This is a genomic window from Nocardioides antri (assembly GCF_008373765.1).
GTDB classification, from domain to species: Bacteria; Actinomycetota; Actinomycetes; order Propionibacteriales; family Nocardioidaceae; genus Nocardioides; species Nocardioides antri.
Window position 1 is genome coordinate 637,095 of the sequence record NZ_VUJW01000001.1, and the last position, 17,194, is coordinate 654,288.

Below are 17,194 nucleotides of genomic sequence, written 5' to 3' on the forward strand. Positions count from 1 at the left end.
AATCCAGTGGCGCAGTCGTGATAGCCGATGGATGCTTGCGAGTCATGGACATCACACGGTTCGGTCCCGACGACGCGGCCGCCCTGAAGGAGTGGGTCGACCTCCAGAACGCGGCGAGCCGGGTCGACTCGCCCTGGGAGGTCGAGGCGACGCTGCTGCGGGCGGAGGCGCGCTTCCGCCACGGCTGGGACGGCGAGCCGGCGGTGCCCTACCTCGCCCGCGTCGAGGGGACCGTCGTCGGAGGCGGCACCATCGCCGTCAGCGAGTACGACAACCTCCACCTCGCCTGGCTGGGCGTGACCGTCCACCCCGACCAGCGGCGTCGAGGCCACGGCAGCGCGATCCTCGCCTTCCTGGAGGACGAGGTACGCCGGATGGGGCGGACCAGCGTCGGCATCGGCGGCTGGGAGTCGGAGGCGACCTCAGCGTTCGCCGCGAAGCACGGCTACGAGAAGAAGCACCAGGCGATCAACCGTCGGCAGTACCTCGCCGACATCGACCGCGCCGAGCTCGACAGGCAGTACGAAGAGGCGCTGGCCCACGCCACGGACTACGTCCTCGAGCGCCGCCGCCTGCCCACGCCCGACGACGAGCTCGACGAGATCGCCGAGATGGCCTCCGCCATCAACGACGCCCCGACCGACGACCTCGACATCGAGGACGAGGTGTTCAACGCGGACCGGATGAAGGCCTACGAGGAGGCCTGCGAGTTCCGGCGTGAGCGTGCCTACCGGGTGGTCGCGCGCCACGTGCCGTCCGGCCAGCTCGCGGGCCAGACCGTCGTCGTGGTCGAGTCGGAGCGCCCGGCGTACGGCGACCAGCACGACACCTCCGTCGTCGGCGCTCACCGTGGCCACCGGCTCGGCCTGCTGCTCAAGGCCGAGATGCTCCGCTGGCTCGCGGAGGAGGAGCCGCAGCTCGAGCAGGTCGACACCTACAACGCCGAGTCCAACGACCACATGATCGGCGTCAACGAGGTGCTGGGCTACCGGGTCATGGGCCGGGAGCTCGCCTTCCAGAAGTCGCTCTAGGAGAGGTAGGAGCCCGCCCGCCGCAGCTCCTCGGCGGCGCGGGTCACCACGCGGTCGATCAGCTCCTCGCACGAGGGGAGGTCGTCGATCACGCCGACCACCTGGCCGCTGGCCAGGACGCCGGCGGAGGTGTCGCCCTCGACCAGGCCGGCCTTGAGCATCGTGGGGGTGTTCGCGGCCAGCGCCATCTGGCCGAGGGTGCGCCCCTGCTGCTTCTTCATCTCGCGACCGTCCTTGGCCAGCTCCCGCCAGCTCATGCCGGAGTCGCGCTTGAACTCGAGGGTACGGCGGAGGGTCGGCCCCATCCGCCGGACGGCGCTGCTCTCCTCGAGCTCCTCGACGAGGGCGGTGCGCAGCATCCGGTGCGGCATGCCGTCGACCTTCGCGGTCACGACGGTGTCGGTCAGCCCGCGCTCGAGATAGAGCCGCTTGACGGCGTCGGGCACCGCCGAGTCGGAGGTCAGCAGGAACCGCGTGCCCATGCCGACCCCTGCGGCGCCGTACGACAGCGCGGCGGCGAGGCCGCGGCCGTCGAAGAACCCGCCGGCCGCGACGACCGGGATGTCCACCGCGTCGAGCACGGTCGGCAGGAGCAGGGTCGTCGGCACCGGCCCGGTGTGGCCGCCGCCCTCGCCGCCCTGCACCATCACCGCGTCGGCGCCCCAGCCGGCGACCTTCTTCGCATGCTTGGCGGCGCCGATCGACGGCATGACGACGACGTCGTGCTCCTTGAGCCTGGCGATCAGCTCGGGCTTGGGTGCGAGCGCGAACGAGGCGACCTTGACGCCGTACTCGATCAGGAGGTCGCACCGCGCCGCGGCGTCGCCGGCGTCGGCGCGCAGGTTGACGCCGAACGGCTCCTCGGTGCGGCCCTTGACCTCGACGATCGCCTTCTCGAGCTCGTCGAACGTCATCGTGGCGGACGCGAGGATGCCGAGGCCGCCGGCGTTGGCGGTCGCCGAGACCAGGCGGGGGCCGGAGACCCAGCCCATCCCCGTCTGCACGACCGGGTGCCGGACGCCGACCAGGTCGGTCAGCGGGGTGCGCAGCAGCTGCTCGATCACTTGGCGGCTTCTTCCTGGGGGACTTCCTTGAAGCGCAGGCCCTTGGGGTCGAGCATCTCCCGGATCAGGACCAGCTCCTCGGTGGTCGGCTCGCGGGTGGTCGGCACGTCGGCCGGCGCGTCGAGCGTGAAGCCGGTCTGCGCGACCACGTCGTCGACCGTGACGCCGGGGTGCACGCTGACCAGCCGCACCGTGTCGTCCGGCCCGCCGACGTCGAGCACCGCGAGGTTGCTGACGATCCGGTGGATGTCGTTGAAGCGCGCGGCGGCAGGTCCGGCCGCCTTCGCCCGACGCGGGCCGACGCCGGAGACGACGTCGACCTGCTCGACGAAGACGCGGGGGGAGTGCTTCGGCACCCAGTACGACGTCCGGTTGTTGACCGTGTTGCCCGGCGCGCCGCGCGAACCGAGCAACTGCCGGGTCGGCTGGGCGAAGTCGCCGATCGCGGAGATGTTCTGGTTGCCGTGCCGGTCCACCTGGGTGGCGCCCATCATCACGTGCCGCTTGCCGTAGGCGACGACGTCGAAGACCTTGCGGAACGGGATCCAGCCCTCGACGACGTCGCCCTTCGCGAAGAGCGGCGGCACGCCGGCCAGGAAGAGCGACTCGCCGTCACTGATCACCAGGTCGGGGTTCGACGTGAGCTTGGCCAGCCGGACGCCGAGCATCGGCAGCAGCCCCATCGGACTGGCGAAGATCTCGCCGTCGTCCTTGAAGGCGTCGGCGATCGCCGACGCGCAGACGTCCGCTCTCGTCCAGTCGCTCATCGGTCTGCCTCCTCGTGGAATGCGCGGACTGCTTCCTGGTACGACGCCTCGTCGCCCGCGAGGAAGCGGTCGTGGAACGCCTGCCAGTCCTCGTCGGAGCCGCCGGCCGCGGCGGCGTACGCCTTCTGGAACCTCTCGTCGCGCTCGTAGTCCGGCGTGCAGGTGGTGAAGTGCGCGCCGTTCGGGGTCTCCACGACGCCGTCGACCAACATCCGGCTCACCAGCAGCCGCTGGACGGGAGAGTCGACCGTCAGCCCGGCGGTGTCGACGACCTGCTCGACACTGAGGTAGGTCTTCTCCGCGGCCATCGCGAAGAGGTCGTCGAAGTACGGGTCCGGACCGAGGTACGACGCGTTGCCGTGCTCGTCGGCCCGGTTGAGGTGGACCAGGGCGGCGTCGAGCTCCAGGGCGGGCACGGCGACGAGCTCCTCGACAGCGCCGTCAGTGGTGTACGGACTGGTGACGGTCCTGATCCACGGGTTGTTGACGAGCACGTCGGAGCCCAGGCCGGCCCGCATCGGGAGGAACGGCAGCCGCTGCGCCGCTGCGCGGAGGCCGGTCTGGAACATGCCCTCGTCGAGCTCGACGATCTCGGGGATCGCCTTGCTCTGCCGTGCCCGCTGGAAGTTGGGCTCGAGCGGGATCGAGTCGAGCGACACGAAGGCGTAGACGAGGCGGCGGATCTTGCCGGCGCGGGCGAGGAGCCCGACGTCCGCGCCACCCCAGCTGACGATGGTCAGGTCGGTGAGGTCGGAGCGGTAGAGCGCCCGGACCAGGGCCATCGGCTTGCGACGCGGCCCCCAACCACCGATGCCGATGGTCATCCCGCTCTCGAGGCTGCCGATCACCTCGTCGATGGACATCCGCTTGTCACGCGGCTTGCGAGTCACGCCTTGCCTCCCTTGTTGGTGCCCGCGAAGTCGTCGCGTAGCTCGTCGCTGACACCCATCAGGTTCAGCTCGTAGGTGAAGCCCTGCTCGAAGCGGTAGCTCTTGTTCACGTCGATCGGGTCGATGCCGTTGAGCGCGGCCTTCGCCGCCCGGATCACCCGGCCGTCCTTGGCGGCGATCTCGCCCGCGACCTCCAGGGCCGCCTCGTCGAGCCGGTCGCGGGGGACCACCTCGAGGACGGAGCCGAACTGCACCAGGTCGGCGGCCTTGATCGTGCGCGCGGTGAAGTAGAGGGTCCGCATCATGTGCTGCGGCACCAGCCGCGCCATGTGGGTCGCCGCGCCGAGCGCGCCCTGGTTGACCTCGGGGACCCCGAAGTAGGCGTCGTCGCTGGCGACGATGCAGTCGGCGTTGCCGACCAGCCCGACGCCGCCCCCGACGCAGAAGCCGTTCACCGCGGCCACGACCGGGACCGCGCACTCGTAGACCGCCTTGAACGCCGCGTAGCAGCCGCGGTTGGCTCCGAGCAGGGCGTCGAACCCGGTCGTGTGCTGCATCTCCTTGATGTCGACGCCGGCGTTGAAGCCCTTGCCCTCCGCGCGCAGGACGACGACCTTCGTCGCCAGGTCCCGGCCCGCCTCGTCGAGCGCCGTCGCCAGGTCGAACCAGCCCTGCACGGTGAGGGCGTTGACCGGCGGGGCGTTCATCGTCACGAGCCGGACGCCGTCCGGCCTGAGCTCACTGGTGATGGGCATCTGTCCTCTTTCGGTGGCTGAGCTTGTCGAAGCCTACCAAGCATTTGCTTGGTAGGGTGCGGGCATGGCACTCACGATCGACCTGGCCGGCCGCGTCGCGCTGGTCACCGGCGGCAGTCGCGGCATCGGCCGCGGCATAGCGGAGGTGCTGATCGAGGCCGGAGCGACGGTCGTGACCTGCGCCCGGTCCGAGGCGGACCCGCCGTCGGGTGCCACCCACGTGACGTGCGACGTGCGGGACCCGGAAGCAGTGCAGGCGATGGTGGCCCACGTCGTCGAGCAGCACGGCCGTCTCGACGTTCTGGTGAACAACGCGGGCGGTGCGCCGTACGCCCTGGCGGCGGAGGCCTCGCCGCGCTTCCACGACAAGATCGTCGGGCTCAACCTGATGGCGACCCTGACCTGCGCGCAGGCCGCCAACGCGGTCATGCAGCAGCAGGACGGCGGCGGCGCGATCGTCAACATCTCCTCGGTCTCGGGCGTCCGCCCGTCACCCGGCACGGCGGCGTACGGCGCTGCGAAGGCCGGCGTGGACTCGCTGACCGGCTCGCTCGCCCAGGAGTGGGGACCGCGGGTGCGGGTCAACGCGGTCGACGTCGGGCTGGTGCGGACGGCGGACACCGCCGACCACTACGGCGGTGACGCGACCGTCGCCGCGATCGAGCGCACGATCCCGGCCGGCCGGATGGCCGACGTCGCGGAGATCGGGCGGGTCGTGGCGTTCCTGGCGAGCGACCTCGCGTCGTACGTCTCCGGCGCGAGCGTCGCCTGCCACGGCGGCGGCGAGCAGCCGGTGTTCCTCTACCTCGCCCAGAGATCAGGGCAGAACCAGCAAGGAGAAGCCACGTGAGCAAGCTGTTGGAGGGCCGGGTCGCGATCGTCACCGGCGCCGGACGCGGGATCGGCCGCGCCCACGCGCTGGAGCTGGCGCGGCACGGCGCGAAGGTCGTCGTCAACGACTACGGGGTGTCGCTCGCCGGGGAGGACGCCGGCGACTCGCCGGCCCACCAGGTCGTCGCCGAGATCGAGGCGATGGGCGGTGAGGCGGTCGTGAACGGCGCCGACGTCGCCGACTTCGATGCGGCCGCGGCGATGGTGCAACAGGCGATCGACACATACGGCGGGCTCGACATCCTGGTCAACAACGCCGGCTTCGTCCGCGACCGGATGCTCGTCAACACCTCCGAGGAGGAGTGGGACGCCGTGATCCGGGTGCACCTCAAGGGCCACTTCGCTCCGCTGCGCCACGCCGGCGCCTACTGGCGCGCGGAGTCGAAGGAAGGGCGCCAGCGCGTCGCGCGCGTGATCAACACGTCGTCGGGGGCCGGCCTGCAGGGATCGATCGGCCAGGCGACGTACTCCGCGGCGAAGGCCGGGATCGCCGGCCTCACCCTGGTCGCTGCCGCCGAGATGGGCCGCTACGGCGTCACCGTCAACGCCATCGCCCCCGTCGCGAAGACCCGGATGACGGAGGGCGCGTTCGACACCTCCGCCATGGCCCTGCCCGAGGACAATGCCCCGATCGTGGCGTGGCTGGCCTCGGAGGACGCCGGTGACGTCACCGGTCGCGTGATCGAGATCGACGGCAGCCGGCTGACCGTCGAGAACGGCTGGTCCCACGGACCTTCGGCCGTCGCCGACGGCCGGTGGGTGGCCACCGAGGTCGGCCCGTCGCTCCGCAAGCTGCTGGAGGAGGCTCCGGTGCCGGAGCCGGTGTACGGGGCTTCGTAGGGCTCCGGGCGGGAGACAGTTTCACCGGCCGGCCGGTGAAACTGTCGCTGGGCCGATAAAACTTCATCGGCCAAGCGACAGTTTTGTCGTCCAAGTTCGGCAGTCGTGCAGTTCGCAGACTCTCAGGCCACTGCCTGGGCGAACGCCCGCCAGATGCGGTTCGCCGTCTCGGTAGGGAAGTCGAGATCGGCCCAGATCAGCCGCACCATCAGCCAACCGGTGAGCTCGCGAAGGTGATCCTCGCGAGCCTTCTCCCGGAGGATCGTCTGCTCGATCGACTCGTCCTTGCGACGAAGACGGAGGTACTTCTGGTATCCGTCGAACTCCAGCATCACCCTCCGCTCCGGCCATGCGAAGTCCACGCGGCCCGCTACGTGGCCGGCCGGGTGCCGTACCTCGAACTGCGGGACAGGCGCCGGCAGTCCCTCGTCCCTGAAGAGCAGCCGACTCCGGGTCTCCCCGACGGACTCGGCCTTGCCGTCGGAGAGCCGAAGCTTGAGCAGCAGGTTCAACGTGTCCGGGGTCGATCGCATCGACGCAAGGATCTGCTCGAGCTGGTCCCGCGTCGCCAAGCCTCGATGCTGGAAGTCATCGAGTACGGCGACGCCCGCGTCACGCGACGCGATGCATGCGGTGTCCATGGCCGTTCGCGGCGGTGACGTGATCCAGCCGCCGTCGAGGCGCGTGACGTCGTCGACCCGGCACACGCCGCGGTGGTGGACGACCTTCGCGGCTCTGCGTTCGCCGATGCCGTAGAGGTTGGTCACGTGCGCCGCGCTGAGGTCGAGGCCCCAGGTGGGGCCACCCTGCTCGATGCACGCACTCGTGTGCGAGAGAGCCACGTCGTCGCCGTACTGCCTTCGGACGGCGAGGACCAGCAATCGGTGGCGGCCGACCCGGTCGGAGGACTGCCAGACGGGGCCGAGCACGTAGGCGCCTTGTCGCAGGCGAACGATGCGCCCGCTCTGGACGGCGCGCCTCAGGGCGTTGTCATCGATTCCGTTGTCGACGGCGTCCCTGCGAAGCAGCACTCCGTGCGCGTCTGCCAACCACTCGAGCATGGCGAAACGCTGCCCGGGAAACTGCTTCCGCGCACCCAGCGGTCGGCGTACCTGTGGATAAGTCCTCGTCGACGGTCCGGCCGTCGTACTTGGCCGAGAAAACTCTCGCTTGGCCGATGAAACTTCGTACTCCAAGCGACAGTTTCACCGGCCGGCCGGTGAAACTGTCTCCAGCCCGCCCGCAAATCCTCAGACCCGCTCCAGCACCGTCCCCGTCGCCATGGCGCCCCCGGCGCACATCGAGACCAGGGCGGTGGACTGGTCCCGGCGCTCGAGCTCGTGCAGCGCGGTGGTGAGAAGGCGTACGCCGGTCGCGCCGACCGGGTGGCCGAGGGCGATGGCGCCGCCGTTGACGTTGACCCGGTCCATGTCGATCCCGTGGACGCCGGCCCAGGAGAGCACGACGGACGCGAAGGCCTCGTTGACCTCGAACAGGTCGAAGTCGCTGATCGCCATGCCGGTCTTGTCGAGCACCCGCTGGGTCGCGTCGACCGGACCGTCGAGGTGGTAGTAGGGGTCGGAGCCGACCAGGCAGTGGTAGGCGATCCGGGCGCGGGGCTTGAGCCCGAGCTCGGCGGCCCGGTCCTCGTCCATGATGAGCAGTGCCGCCGCGCCGTCGGAGATCTGCGACGACGTGCCCGCCGTGTGGAGCCCGTCGGGCAGGACGGACTTCAGGCCGGCGAGGCCTTCCAGGGTGGTGTCGCGCAGGCCCTGGTCGGTGTCGACGAGTCGGGTCTCGCCGGTGGGCTCGCCCTCCTCGTCGAGGACGGGCGCCTCGAGCGGAGCGATCTCGCGCTTGAACCGGCCTTCGTCGACCGCGGTGCGGGCCTTCTGCTGCGAGGCGAGGCCGAACGCCTCGAGGTCGGCGCGCGTGATGCCGCGGTTCTTCGCGATGCGGTCGGCGCCCTCGAACTGGTTGGGCATGTCGATCGACCAGTCGTCGGGGCGCGGGTCGCCCAGGCCCGGCGGGACGTTGCCGCCGAGCGGGATCCGTGACATCGCCTCGACGCCGCAGGCGATGCCGACGTCGATGCTGCCGGCCGCGACCATGTCGTGCACGAGGTGGGCCGCCTGCTGGCCGGACCCGCACTGCGCGTCGATCACGGTGCCGCCGGTGTGCTGGGGGAGCCCCTGGTAGAGCCACGCGCGACGCACCATGTCGTTGGACTGCTCGCCTGCCTGGGTGACGCACCCGCCGACGACCTGCTCGACCAGGGCGGGGTCGACGCCGGCCCGGCGGAGCACCTCCTCCTGCACGAACCCGAGCAGCTGGGCGGGGTGCAGGCCGGCCAGCCAGCCCTTGCGCTTGCCGAGAGGGGTGCGGACGGCGTCGATGATCACGGGGTTGCCCATGACACCAAAGTAGAACAGGTTCTCATTCCTGCCAAGAACACGACACGAAACTCTTTCGTATTTGGCCGACGGTCTGTAGTCTCCGGTTAGAACGTGTTCCAGCCAGGCGCGCCCAGGCTGCCCCGTGATCGAAAGGTTCCACCGCCGTGACCGCTGTTGACCCTCTGTCTCCCGGCTTCGACTTCACCAAGCCCGACCTGATCGAGGACGGAGGCATCCCGCACGACCAGTTCAAGGCAGTCCGCCAGACCGAGCCCGTACGCTGGGTCGAGCAGCCGCAGGGATCGCGCGACGGCATGTCGCCGGAGTCGGGGACCGGTTACTGGGCCGTGACGAAGCACGCCGACGTGTCGGCCGTGTCGAAGGACTCGAAGCGCTTCTCCAACATGGAGAACGGGGCGATCATCCGCTTCGCGGAGGGCATGGAGCGCGAGCAGGTGGAGCTGCAGCGGGTCATGCTGATCAACCAGGACGACCCCGAGCACGTGTTCTTCCGTCGCATCATCAGTCGCGGCTTCACCCCGCGCGCGGTCGGAGGCCTCGACGACGCCATGCAGCGCCGCGCCGCGGAGATCGTCCAGGAGGCGAAGATTAGGGGCACGGGCAACTTCGTCGACGACGTGGCCGCCGAGCTCCCGCTGCAGGTGATCGCCGACTTCATCGGGGTGCCGCAGGAGGACCGCCACAAGCTCTTCCACTGGTCCAACCAGATGATGTCGTACGACGACCCCGAGGTCGACGGTGAGCCGGACGTCGCGGCGGCCGAGATCCTCGGTTACGCCATGGGCCTGGCGGCGGAGCGGAAGGAGAGCCCGCGCGACGACATCATCACCAAGCTGATCAGCGCCGACAAGGACGGCCGTGGGCTCACGGACGACGAGTTCGGCTACTTCGTGATCATGCTCGCCGTGGCCGGCAACGAGACCACCCGCAACGCCATCACCCACGGCATGAACGCGTTCTTCGACCACCCGGACCAGTGGGAGCTCTTCAAGCGTGAGCGTCCCGAGACGGCTGTGGACGAGATCATCCGCTGGGCGACGCCGGTCCTCTGCTTCCAGCGCACCGCGATGGAGGACGTCGAGGTGGGCGGGAAGTCGGTTAAAAAGGGCGAGCGGGTCGGGATCTTCTACTCCAGCGGCAACTTCGACGAGGACGTCTTCGAGGACCCGTTCTCGTTCAACATCCTGCGCGACCCCAACCCGCACCTGTCCTTCGGCGGGCACGGCGCCCACTACTGCATCGGCGCCAACCTCGCTCGCAAGGAGATCAACTTCATGTTCAACGCGTTGGCCGACCACGTCCCGGACATCACCAAGCTCGCCGAGCCCCGGCGCCTCCGCCACGGCTGGATCCACGGCATCAAGGACCTCCAAGTCGCCTACAAGTGAGCCGCCGGTGGCGCTACCGTGCTGGGAGAAGAACGATTTCCGCGCGTCAGGAGCACTTCATGAGTGACACCGACACCGAGAAGTTCCCGGGATACTCGGAAAACCACTACCAGCACACCATGCACACCTACGCCTGGATCTCGCTGTGGCTGATCGTCGGCATCGGCGTGGCCTTCGGGGTCTACGGGTTCGTGGTGGGGCTCGACTGATCGACGAGGGCGGCTGGGACCCGCTCGCTCCCGATCTGCTGCCCGGGGCGCTGGCGGCGTTCACCGGCCGCTGGTGGCTGGCCGGCGGCTGGGCGCTCGACCGGCACCTCGGGCGACAGACGCGCGAGCACGGCGACACCGACGTCCTGGTCCTGCGTCACGAGCAGCGCGCGCTGCGGGAGGCGCTGGCCGACTGGGACGTGCATGCCGCCGACCCGCCTGGCCACCTGCGCCCGTGGGCGCCGGGGGAGCAGCTGCCGGACGGCGTGCACGACGTGTGGTGCCGGCGTACGCCGACCGCGCCCTGGTCCCTCCAGGTGATGATCGACGACGCCGACGAGGGCGTGTGGCGCTACCGGCGGGACGTCCGGGTCACGCGCCCGGTTGGCGACCTCGACGGACCGGCATCGACCGACGCGATGCGCGTGCTCGCGCCGGAGGTCCAGCTGCTGCAGAAGAGCAAGCAGCCGCGTCCCAAGGACGAGGCCGACTTCGCCGCCGTCGTACCCGTCCTCGAGCCGGAGCGGCGCACGTGGCTCGCCGAGGCGCTGCGGATGGTCTCGCCGAGCCACCCGTGGCTCGCGGCGCTGTGACCGCCGTCAGTCGCGCGCGGTGAGGACGATCGGGTCGCCGTCGGTGATGGCGACCGTGTGCTCGACGTGAGCGCCGCGGGAGCCGTCGGCGCTGCGGATGGTCCAACCGTCGGGATCGAAGCGGATCTCGTCGGTGGAGTGGAGGAACCACGGCTCGATCGCGATCACCAGGCCTGGGCGGAGCTTGAGGCCGCGGCCCGCCTGGCCGTCGTTGGGGACGTGCGGGTCGCCGTGCATCGTGCGGCCGACGCCGTGACCGCCGAACTGCAGGTTGGCCTTGAGCCCCTCGGACCGGGCCACCGACCCGATGGCGTGCGAGATGTCGCCGAGCCGGTTGCCGCCGCGGGCGGCGGCGATCCCGGCGTCGAGCGCGCGCTGGGCGACCTCGATCAGGCGGACGTCCTCGGGGCGCGGTGTGCCGACGATCACCGACAGGGCCGAGTCGGAGACCCAGCCGTCCACGGACGCCGCGAAGTCGACGGACAGCAGGTCGCCGTCCTGGAGGGTGTAGTCGAACGGCAGGCCGTGGAGCACCGCGTCGTTGACCGAGGTGCAGAGCACCTTGCCGAAGGGCATCGCACCGAACGACGGGTGGTAGTCGATGTAGCACGAGGTCGCTCCGGCGTCCTTGATCATCCGGTGCGCCAGCTCGTCGAGCTCGAGGAGGTTCACCCCGACGTCGGCCTTCTCGGCGAGGGCGCTGATCACCGAGGCCACGAAGCGCCCGGCCGGGCGCATCTGCTCGATCTGGGTCGGGGTGCGGAGCTCGATCACGCGGACAAGGGTACGGCGCAGGGGGCTCAGTCGAGGAACCGCGGCTCGCGCTTCTCCTTGCGCGCCGCGATGGCCTCCTCGAAGTTCTGGGTGAGCAGCCGCACCAGGAGCTGGCCGACCCCCTCGGCGTGCATGTGCTGCTCGAGGCTCGCGGCGTCGAGGCTGTCCTGCAGGGTGCGCTTGGTCAGCTCGACACCCGGCCGGCTCCAGCGGGAGATGTCGGCGGCGGTCTCCAGGCAGCTCTCGAGCAGCTGGTCGTCGGGCACGACCCTCGACACCAGCCCGATCGCGGCCGCCTCGGTCGCGTGGACGTCGCGCCCGGTCAGCATGATCTCCGAGGCGCGGGAGGTGCCGATGGCGCGGGGGAGCAGGTAGCTGAGGCCGAGCTCGCTCGCGGTGAGGCCGTTGTTGATGCCGGCGGCGCGGAAGTACGCCGACTCCGCGGCGACCCGCACGTCACAGGCCAGCGCCAGACACAGCCCGCCGCCGATGGCCGGCCCGTTGACGGCTGCGATCACCGGCTGGTGCAGGCGCCGGAGCGTGACGATGATGTCGTCGAGCAGCTCCATCGCGCGGAGCGCGATCGTCACGCCGGTGAGGCCGCCGATGTTGGGCATCCGGCCCCGCTCGCCGCTCTGGTCGGCTCCGGAACAGAAGCCGCGGCCGGCGCCGGTCAGCACGATCACCCGGACCGCGTTGTCGTCACCGAGCCGCCGCAGCTCGTCGCGGAACGGCACCATGACGTCGAACGACATCGAATTGACCCGCTCGGGACGGTTGAGCGTGACGACTGCGACGTCCTCGCGCGGCCGGTCGACCAGGACGAAGCCGTCGGAGCCGTCGGAGCCGTCGGTGCTCTCCGCCATCAGTTCGTGGGCTTCTCGGAGCCGACCACCCACATCGAGAAGAACTGCGAGCCACCGCCGTAGGCGTGACCGAGCGCCCGTCGTACGCCGTCGACCTGGTGCTCACCCGCGGCGCCCCGGACCTGCAGCGCCGCCTCGCCGAACCGGAGCATCCCGCTCGCGCCGATCGGGTTGGACGACAGCACGCCGCCGCTCATGTTGATCGGGAGCTTGCCGTCGATCGCGGTCTCACCGCTCTCCGTGAGCTTCCAGCCGTCGCCCTCCGCCGTGAAGCCCAGGTTCTCGATCCACATCGGCTCGAACCACGAGAACGGCACGTAGATCTCGGCCGCGTCGATCTCCTCGAGCGGGTTCGTGATGCCGGCCTGCTTCCACAGCGCGGCTGCTGCCTCGCGGCCCGCCTGCGGGTTCACCTGGTCGCGCTCGGCCGCCGTGGTCGGCTCCGAGCGCATCACGGTCCCGTGGATCCAGGCCGGGTTCGGCGAGGCCGCGGCGGCCTTCTCGGACGCGATGACGAGTGCGCACGCGCCGTCGGAGGACGGGCAGGTCTCGTCGTACCGGATCGGGTCCCAGAGCATCTGCGACCCCATCACCTGGTCGACGGTCTTCTGCTCGCGCAGGTGCGCGTAGGGGTTCTTGAGAGCGTTGGTCCGGTCCTTGGCCGCGACGATCGCGCCGACATGGGTGGGCGCGCCGGACCGTCGGATGTAGGAGCGCACGTGCGGCGCGAAGTAGCCGCCGGCGCCGGCGTGAACCGGCATGATGAACGGCACCGGCACCGAGAGCGCCCACATGGCGTTGGACTCCGACTGCTTCTCGAACGCGACGGTCAGGACCTTGTCGTGCACGCCCGCCTGCACCAGCGACGACGCGACGATCGCCGTGGAGCCGCCGACCGAGCCGGCGGTGTGCACGCGCAGCAGCGGCTTGCCGGCCGCTCCGAGTGCCTCGGCGAGGTAGAGCTCCGGCATCATCACGCCCTCGAACAGGTCGGGCGCCTTGCCGACCACGATCGCGTCGATCTCGTCGAGGGTCATGCCCGCGTCCTCGAGCGCGCGGTCCATGGCCTCGCGGCACAAGCCCGCCATCGAGACGTCCTCGCGCTTCGCGCGGTGGTGGGTCTGGCCCACGCCGACCACTGCGGCTGGCAGCTTGCCCATCAGTTGTTCCTACCTTCCATCACGCACACGAGGTTCTGCTGGAGGGCCGGGCCGCTGGTCGCGTGCCCGAGCACCTTGTCGGCGGTGCCGTCCCAGATCCGGCGAGCGGCCTCCCCGATCCGGATCGCACCGCCGGTGAACATCGGGTTGCCGGCCAGCGGACCGCCCGACGGGTTGAGTCGTACGTCGTCAGCCAGCCCGAGCTCCTTGCGCAGGATCAGCTCCTGGTGGCTGAAAGGCGCGTGCAGCTCGGCGATCTCCACGCCGTCCAGGCCGCCGAGGGCAGCCGCCGCGCGGGCCGCCGACTCGGATCGGGTCAGGTCGCGGGTGTTGAGCTGCAGTCCGTCGCTGAACGTCGACAGCCCCGTGATCCAGGCCGGCCGCTCACGCACCTCGTGCGCGCGGTCCCCGGTGGCGAGCACGATGGCGGCGGCGCCGTCGGTGACCGGAGCGCAGTCGTGCTTGCGCAGCGGGTCGGCGAACATCGGCCGCGCGAGCAGGTCCTCGACGGTGGAGCCGCCCGCCCGGATCGCGTACTCGTTCTTCTCGGCGTCCGTGAGCGAGCGGTTCACGACCTCGGCCATCGCCGACTCGTCCCACTGACCGGCGTCGATGCCGAGCCGCGCCTGCAGGGCCGCCAGCGAGACCGTGTCGGGCCACAGCGGGGTCATCGTGTAGGGGTCCAGCTGCAGGGCCAGGGTCCGCCGCAGCACGCCGGCGGACGCCTTGCCGAAGCCGAACACGATCGCAGTGTCGACCTCGCCGGTCTGGATCTTCAGCCAGGCCTCGTAGAGCGCCCAAGCGGCGTCCATCTCGACGTGCGACTCGTTGACCGGCGGCAGCACGCCGATGGAGTCGATCGCCGACACGAACGAGAACGCACGTCCGGCCAGGTAGTCGGACGACCCCGAGCACCAGAAGCCGACGTCCTTGCGGGTCCAGCCCGTCTGCTCGTAGCACTCCGCGAAGAGCGGGACGAGCAGCTCCACACACTGGGGCGACCCGTCGAAGTTCTGCATCTGCCGCTGGGCGAACCCGACGACCGCAACGTCTCTCATCGTCCGCTTCTCCTCAGAGGTGGTGCTTGTAGGTGTCGTAGTCCGCGTCCGGCTCGTCGGCGGGCGCGAAGTGGCTGATGTTCTCGATCGACGTGCCCCACTCGTCGCGGGGCTTCCAGTGCGCCTTCACCCGCAGGCCCATGCGCACCTCGTCGGCCGGGATGTCGAGGATCAGGTGCTGGAGCGCGATGTCCGCGCCGTCGAGCAGGATGTACGCCGAGACGTACGGCGGCGTGATCTTCTGCCCCAGGAACGGCACATTGACGATGCAGAACGTCGTGACCGTGCCGATGTCCGGGAGCTCGACCTCCTCGGTGGTCGGCACGCCGTCGACCGGGCAGGCGCTCCGCGGCGGCACGTAGACCTTGCCGCACGCGGGACACCGCTGACCGAGGATCCGGCCCTCGCTGAGACCGCGGAAGAACGCCGACTCCTCGGGTGAGGCGGCGTACGTGTAGTCGACGCTGGTCGGCGTGATGATCCCGGTGACGGGGTCGTCGGACGCCACCGACGTCTCGGGCGCGGCCCCGGTCGCGGCGTCGGAGGTCGGCTCCCAGCACGCGATGTCGGTGAGGTGGCCCTGGGTCTCCTCGGCCCAGCGCACCTTCACCCGCATGCCGGTGCTCATCTCGTCGGCCGAGGCGACGTCGACCGCGTGCAGGATCGGGGCGTCGGCACCGTCCGGCGTCACCAGGGCGAAGGCGAACGGCCGGTCGAACGGCTGACCGGCGACCGGCTCGCTCACCCAGGTCCAGGAGGTGACCGTCCCGGTGTCCGGCAGGTCGACGAACTCGGCGACGGCGGCGTGGGTCGTGGGGTCGAACTCGGGAGGCGGTACGACGACCCTCCCGTCGGACAGGCGGGCGCCGACCAGCCGGCGGTCGCGCAGCCCGGTGAAGAAGCGGCCCAGCACAGGGCCCACGGATCGCGTGTAGTCGAAGGCGACCGTGACGGGCGCCTGGAGGGTCCGGGTCATGGGCGAAAGTGAAACACGTTCTAGTTTCCGCATCAAGTGCGGCATGATGTGTCGCATGAAGCTCGGACTGCAGCTGGGTTACTGGGGCGCGCAGCCGCCGGAGGGTGTCGGCGAGCTGGTCGCGGCCGCCGAGGACGCCGGCTTCGACGCTGTGTTCACCGCCGAGGCGTGGGGGAGCGACGCGTTCACCCCGCTTGCCTGGTGGGGTCGCCAGAGCTCCCGGGTCCGGCTCGGCACCTCGATCGTGCAGATGTCCGGCAGGGCGCCGACGTCGATCGCCATGCACGCGCTGACGCTCGACCACCTCAGCGGCGGCCGGGTCATCCTCGGCATGGGCGTGAGCGGCCCGCAGGTCGTCGAGGGCTGGTACGGCCAGCCGTTCTCCAAGCCACTGGCCCGCACCCGCGAGGTCGTCTCGATCATCCGCCAGGTGCTGGCCCGCGAAGCTCCGGTGACGAACCTGGGTCCGCACTACCCGCTGCCGTACGACGGTCCGGGCTCGGTCGGTCTCGGCAAGCCGCTCAAGCCGATCGTGCACCCGCTGCGCGCCGACATCCCGATCTGGCTCGGCGCCGAGGGTCCCAAGAACGTCGCGCAGACCGCGGAGATCGCCGACGGCTGGATCCCCATCTTCTACACGCCGAAGAGTGCCGGGATGTACCAGCCGTGGCTGGACGAGGGGTTCGCGCGCGACGGGGCGCGTCGAACCCGTGCGGACTTCGAGATCGCCGCCACCTGCCATCTCCAGATCACCCGGAGCGAGGACGAGCGGCGCGCCGTCGTCGAGGCGATGAAGCCGGTGATCGCGCTCTACATGGGCGGCATGGGCGCGAAGGACCAGAACTTTCACAAGTTCGTGTTCGAGCGGATGGGGTACTCCGCGATCACCGACCAGGTCCAGGAGCTGTTCCTCGCGCAGAAGCGCGACGAGGCGGCCGCGCTCATCCCCGACGAGCTGGTCGAGGAGATGCACATCATCGGCGACGCGTCGTACGTCAAGGAGCGCGTCGCCGCCTGGGAGCAGACCGGCGTGACGACGCTCCTGCTCAGCTGCCGCAACGCCGACGAGGTCCGTGAGGTCGCCGAGCTACTTGCCTGACGAGCGTCGCCGGTAGGCGTTAACGTGCGGGGATGCGGCTGCCGCACGAGAACGTCGCCACGGTCCTGGTGGACCCGCGCGCGCTCGAGGACCTGGAGCTCGAGCTGATGGAGCTCGACCTGCGGGTGTGGCCGGTGGCCACGGCGCCCATCTGCGCGGACGGCCCGAGGCAGGCGTTCCAGATCCGCCGCACGCTGCTGATGCGACAGCGCGGCGCCTGGGACGTCGCCGCCGAGTGGACGCCGGTCTGGATCAGCTTCGGCGAGAGCTGGTACGACGGCGCCGAGCCGCTGCCGTGGGCGGCGCACGAGACGTTGTGGCGCACCCTCGAGGCGCACGGCGCCCACGTCCGCTACCAGCGCCGCCTCGGCGGGGTCAGGCCGCTGCACGTGCCGCTCGAGGCCACCGGCTAGTGG

General features: G+C 70.4%; 19 protein-coding genes. 8 read left to right on the forward strand and 11 right to left on the reverse strand.

Annotated features, from left to right (window positions below; all coding sequences use genetic code 11):
- The first annotated feature begins 44 nt into the window (after positions 1 to 44).
- On the forward strand, positions 45 to 1,031 hold the full coding sequence (locus F0U47_RS03100; protein ID WP_149748816.1) for a GNAT family N-acetyltransferase: 987 nt from the start codon (positions 45 to 47) through the stop codon (positions 1,029 to 1,031).
- On the opposite strand, the gene F0U47_RS03105 is transcribed toward F0U47_RS03100, so the two are convergent.
- The 4 genes from F0U47_RS03105 to F0U47_RS03120 are packed head-to-tail and all read right to left on the reverse strand — an operon-like array spanning position 1,028 to position 4,507.
- Complete coding sequence (locus F0U47_RS03105) at positions 1,028 to 2,095, reverse strand: NAD(P)H-dependent flavin oxidoreductase (protein ID WP_149748817.1); 1,068 nt, start codon at positions 2,093 to 2,095, stop codon at positions 1,028 to 1,030. The two genes, F0U47_RS03100 and F0U47_RS03105, sit on opposite strands and share 4 nt — an antisense overlap.
- Entirely contained in the window at positions 2,092 to 2,862 is a 771-nt protein-coding gene (locus tag F0U47_RS03110; protein WP_149748818.1) for a CoA-transferase subunit beta, read from the reverse strand. Before F0U47_RS03110 ends, F0U47_RS03105 begins: the two co-directional genes overlap by 4 nt.
- On the reverse strand, positions 2,859 to 3,752 hold the full coding sequence (locus tag F0U47_RS03115) for a CoA transferase subunit A (RefSeq protein ID WP_223162626.1): 894 nt from the start codon (positions 3,750 to 3,752) through the stop codon (positions 2,859 to 2,861). The genes F0U47_RS03110 and F0U47_RS03115 overlap by 4 nt, the downstream gene beginning before the upstream one ends.
- Complete coding sequence (locus tag F0U47_RS03120) at positions 3,749 to 4,507, reverse strand: enoyl-CoA hydratase family protein (protein ID WP_149748819.1); 759 nt, start codon at positions 4,505 to 4,507, stop codon at positions 3,749 to 3,751. The genes F0U47_RS03115 and F0U47_RS03120 overlap by 4 nt, the downstream gene beginning before the upstream one ends.
- A gap of 64 nt (positions 4,508 to 4,571) precedes the next feature.
- Here F0U47_RS03120 and F0U47_RS03125 point away from each other — a divergent pair, with 64 nt between their 5' ends.
- On the forward strand, positions 4,572 to 5,357 hold the full coding sequence (locus F0U47_RS03125; RefSeq protein ID WP_149748820.1) for an SDR family oxidoreductase: 786 nt from the start codon (positions 4,572 to 4,574) through the stop codon (positions 5,355 to 5,357).
- A complete protein-coding gene (locus F0U47_RS03130) occupies positions 5,354 to 6,238 on the forward strand; it encodes an SDR family oxidoreductase (RefSeq protein WP_149748821.1) in 885 nt (294 codons plus the stop codon). The genes F0U47_RS03125 and F0U47_RS03130 overlap by 4 nt, the downstream gene beginning before the upstream one ends.
- Before the next feature lie 122 nt (positions 6,239 to 6,360).
- Here the strand turns inward: F0U47_RS03130 and F0U47_RS03135 are convergent, their stop codons facing one another.
- Both F0U47_RS03135 and F0U47_RS03140 read right to left on the reverse strand, forming a co-directional pair.
- Entirely contained in the window at positions 6,361 to 7,299 is a 939-nt protein-coding gene (locus tag F0U47_RS03135; protein WP_149748822.1) for a type IV toxin-antitoxin system AbiEi family antitoxin domain-containing protein, read from the reverse strand.
- 189 nt (positions 7,300 to 7,488) lie between these two features.
- Entirely contained in the window at positions 7,489 to 8,652 is a 1,164-nt protein-coding gene (locus F0U47_RS03140) for a steroid 3-ketoacyl-CoA thiolase (RefSeq protein WP_149748823.1), read from the reverse strand.
- A 146-nt stretch (positions 8,653 to 8,798) separates the two neighbouring features.
- Here F0U47_RS03140 and F0U47_RS03145 point away from each other — a divergent pair, with 146 nt between their 5' ends.
- From F0U47_RS03145 to F0U47_RS03150, 3 genes are read left to right on the forward strand one after another with little or no spacing between them, the layout of a single operon-like run.
- Positions 8,799 to 10,043 (forward strand): cytochrome P450, encoded by a 1,245-nt coding sequence (locus F0U47_RS03145; RefSeq protein ID WP_149748824.1) that lies wholly within the window; start codon positions 8,799 to 8,801, stop codon positions 10,041 to 10,043.
- A gap of 59 nt (positions 10,044 to 10,102) precedes the next feature.
- The gene (locus F0U47_RS20975) at positions 10,103 to 10,252 is read left to right on the forward strand and encodes a hypothetical protein (protein WP_188111142.1); all 150 of its coding nucleotides are present in this window, start codon (positions 10,103 to 10,105) and stop codon (positions 10,250 to 10,252) included.
- The gene (locus F0U47_RS03150; RefSeq protein ID WP_246159406.1) at positions 10,189 to 10,845 is read left to right on the forward strand and encodes a nucleotidyltransferase domain-containing protein; all 657 of its coding nucleotides are present in this window, start codon (positions 10,189 to 10,191) and stop codon (positions 10,843 to 10,845) included. The genes F0U47_RS20975 and F0U47_RS03150 overlap by 64 nt, the downstream gene beginning before the upstream one ends.
- A 6-nt stretch (positions 10,846 to 10,851) precedes the next feature.
- Here the strand turns inward: F0U47_RS03150 and map are convergent, their stop codons facing one another.
- The 5 genes from map to F0U47_RS03175 are packed head-to-tail and all read right to left on the reverse strand — an operon-like array spanning position 10,852 to position 15,679.
- The gene (gene map, locus F0U47_RS03155) at positions 10,852 to 11,619 is read right to left on the reverse strand and encodes a type I methionyl aminopeptidase (RefSeq protein WP_149748825.1); all 768 of its coding nucleotides are present in this window, start codon (positions 11,617 to 11,619) and stop codon (positions 10,852 to 10,854) included.
- Positions 11,620 to 11,645: 26 nt separating this feature from the next.
- On the reverse strand, positions 11,646 to 12,485 hold the full coding sequence (locus tag F0U47_RS03160) for an enoyl-CoA hydratase (protein WP_149748826.1): 840 nt from the start codon (positions 12,483 to 12,485) through the stop codon (positions 11,646 to 11,648).
- Positions 12,485 to 13,645: a thiolase family protein gene (locus F0U47_RS03165; RefSeq protein WP_149748827.1), complete on the reverse strand. Its 1,161-nt coding sequence runs from the start codon at positions 13,643 to 13,645 to the stop codon at positions 12,485 to 12,487. Before F0U47_RS03165 ends, F0U47_RS03160 begins: the two co-directional genes overlap by 1 nt.
- Positions 13,645 to 14,703, reverse strand: a complete 1,059-nt coding sequence (locus tag F0U47_RS03170; protein WP_149748828.1) for a thiolase family protein — start codon at positions 14,701 to 14,703, stop codon at positions 13,645 to 13,647. The genes F0U47_RS03165 and F0U47_RS03170 overlap by 1 nt, the downstream gene beginning before the upstream one ends.
- Before the next feature lie 13 nt (positions 14,704 to 14,716).
- Complete coding sequence (locus F0U47_RS03175; protein WP_149748829.1) at positions 14,717 to 15,679, reverse strand: Zn-ribbon domain-containing OB-fold protein; 963 nt, start codon at positions 15,677 to 15,679, stop codon at positions 14,717 to 14,719.
- Between the two features lie 46 nt (positions 15,680 to 15,725).
- Here F0U47_RS03175 and F0U47_RS03180 point away from each other — a divergent pair, with 46 nt between their 5' ends.
- Both F0U47_RS03180 and F0U47_RS03185 read left to right on the forward strand, forming a co-directional pair.
- On the forward strand, positions 15,726 to 16,778 hold the full coding sequence (locus F0U47_RS03180; protein WP_438362049.1) for an LLM class F420-dependent oxidoreductase: 1,053 nt from the start codon (positions 15,726 to 15,728) through the stop codon (positions 16,776 to 16,778).
- Between the two features lie 32 nt (positions 16,779 to 16,810).
- Positions 16,811 to 17,191, forward strand: a complete 381-nt coding sequence (locus tag F0U47_RS03185) for a hypothetical protein (RefSeq protein ID WP_149748831.1) — start codon at positions 16,811 to 16,813, stop codon at positions 17,189 to 17,191.
- Positions 17,192 to 17,194 lie beyond the last annotated feature (3 nt).

Bases quoted from the DNA above. Each gene is read 5' to 3' on its own strand.
- F0U47_RS03160 (WP_149748826.1), bottom strand. From the start codon at position 12,485: ATGGCGGAGAGCACCGACGGCTCCGACGGCTCCGACGGCTTCGTCCTG.
- F0U47_RS03140 (WP_149748823.1), bottom strand. From the start codon at position 8,652: ATGGGCAACCCCGTGATCATCGACGCCGTCCGCACCCCTCTCGGCAAG.
- F0U47_RS03110 (WP_149748818.1), bottom strand. From the start codon at position 2,862: ATGAGCGACTGGACGAGAGCGGACGTCTGCGCGTCGGCGATCGCCGAC.
- F0U47_RS03165 (WP_149748827.1), bottom strand. From the start codon at position 13,645: ATGGGCAAGCTGCCAGCCGCAGTGGTCGGCGTGGGCCAGACCCACCAC.
- F0U47_RS03180 (WP_438362049.1), top strand. From the start codon at position 15,726: ATGTGTCGCATGAAGCTCGGACTGCAGCTGGGTTACTGGGGCGCGCAG.
- F0U47_RS20975 (WP_188111142.1), top strand. From the start codon at position 10,103: ATGAGTGACACCGACACCGAGAAGTTCCCGGGATACTCGGAAAACCAC.
- F0U47_RS03125 (WP_149748820.1), top strand. From the start codon at position 4,572: ATGGCACTCACGATCGACCTGGCCGGCCGCGTCGCGCTGGTCACCGGC.
- F0U47_RS03120 (WP_149748819.1), bottom strand. From the start codon at position 4,507: ATGCCCATCACCAGTGAGCTCAGGCCGGACGGCGTCCGGCTCGTGACG.
- F0U47_RS03175 (WP_149748829.1), bottom strand. From the start codon at position 15,679: ATGACCCGGACCCTCCAGGCGCCCGTCACGGTCGCCTTCGACTACACG.
- F0U47_RS03185 (WP_149748831.1), top strand. From the start codon at position 16,811: ATGCGGCTGCCGCACGAGAACGTCGCCACGGTCCTGGTGGACCCGCGC.
- F0U47_RS03135 (WP_149748822.1), bottom strand. From the start codon at position 7,299: ATGCTCGAGTGGTTGGCAGACGCGCACGGAGTGCTGCTTCGCAGGGAC.
- F0U47_RS03170 (WP_149748828.1), bottom strand. From the start codon at position 14,703: ATGAGAGACGTTGCGGTCGTCGGGTTCGCCCAGCGGCAGATGCAGAAC.
- F0U47_RS03100 (WP_149748816.1), top strand. From the start codon at position 45: ATGGACATCACACGGTTCGGTCCCGACGACGCGGCCGCCCTGAAGGAG.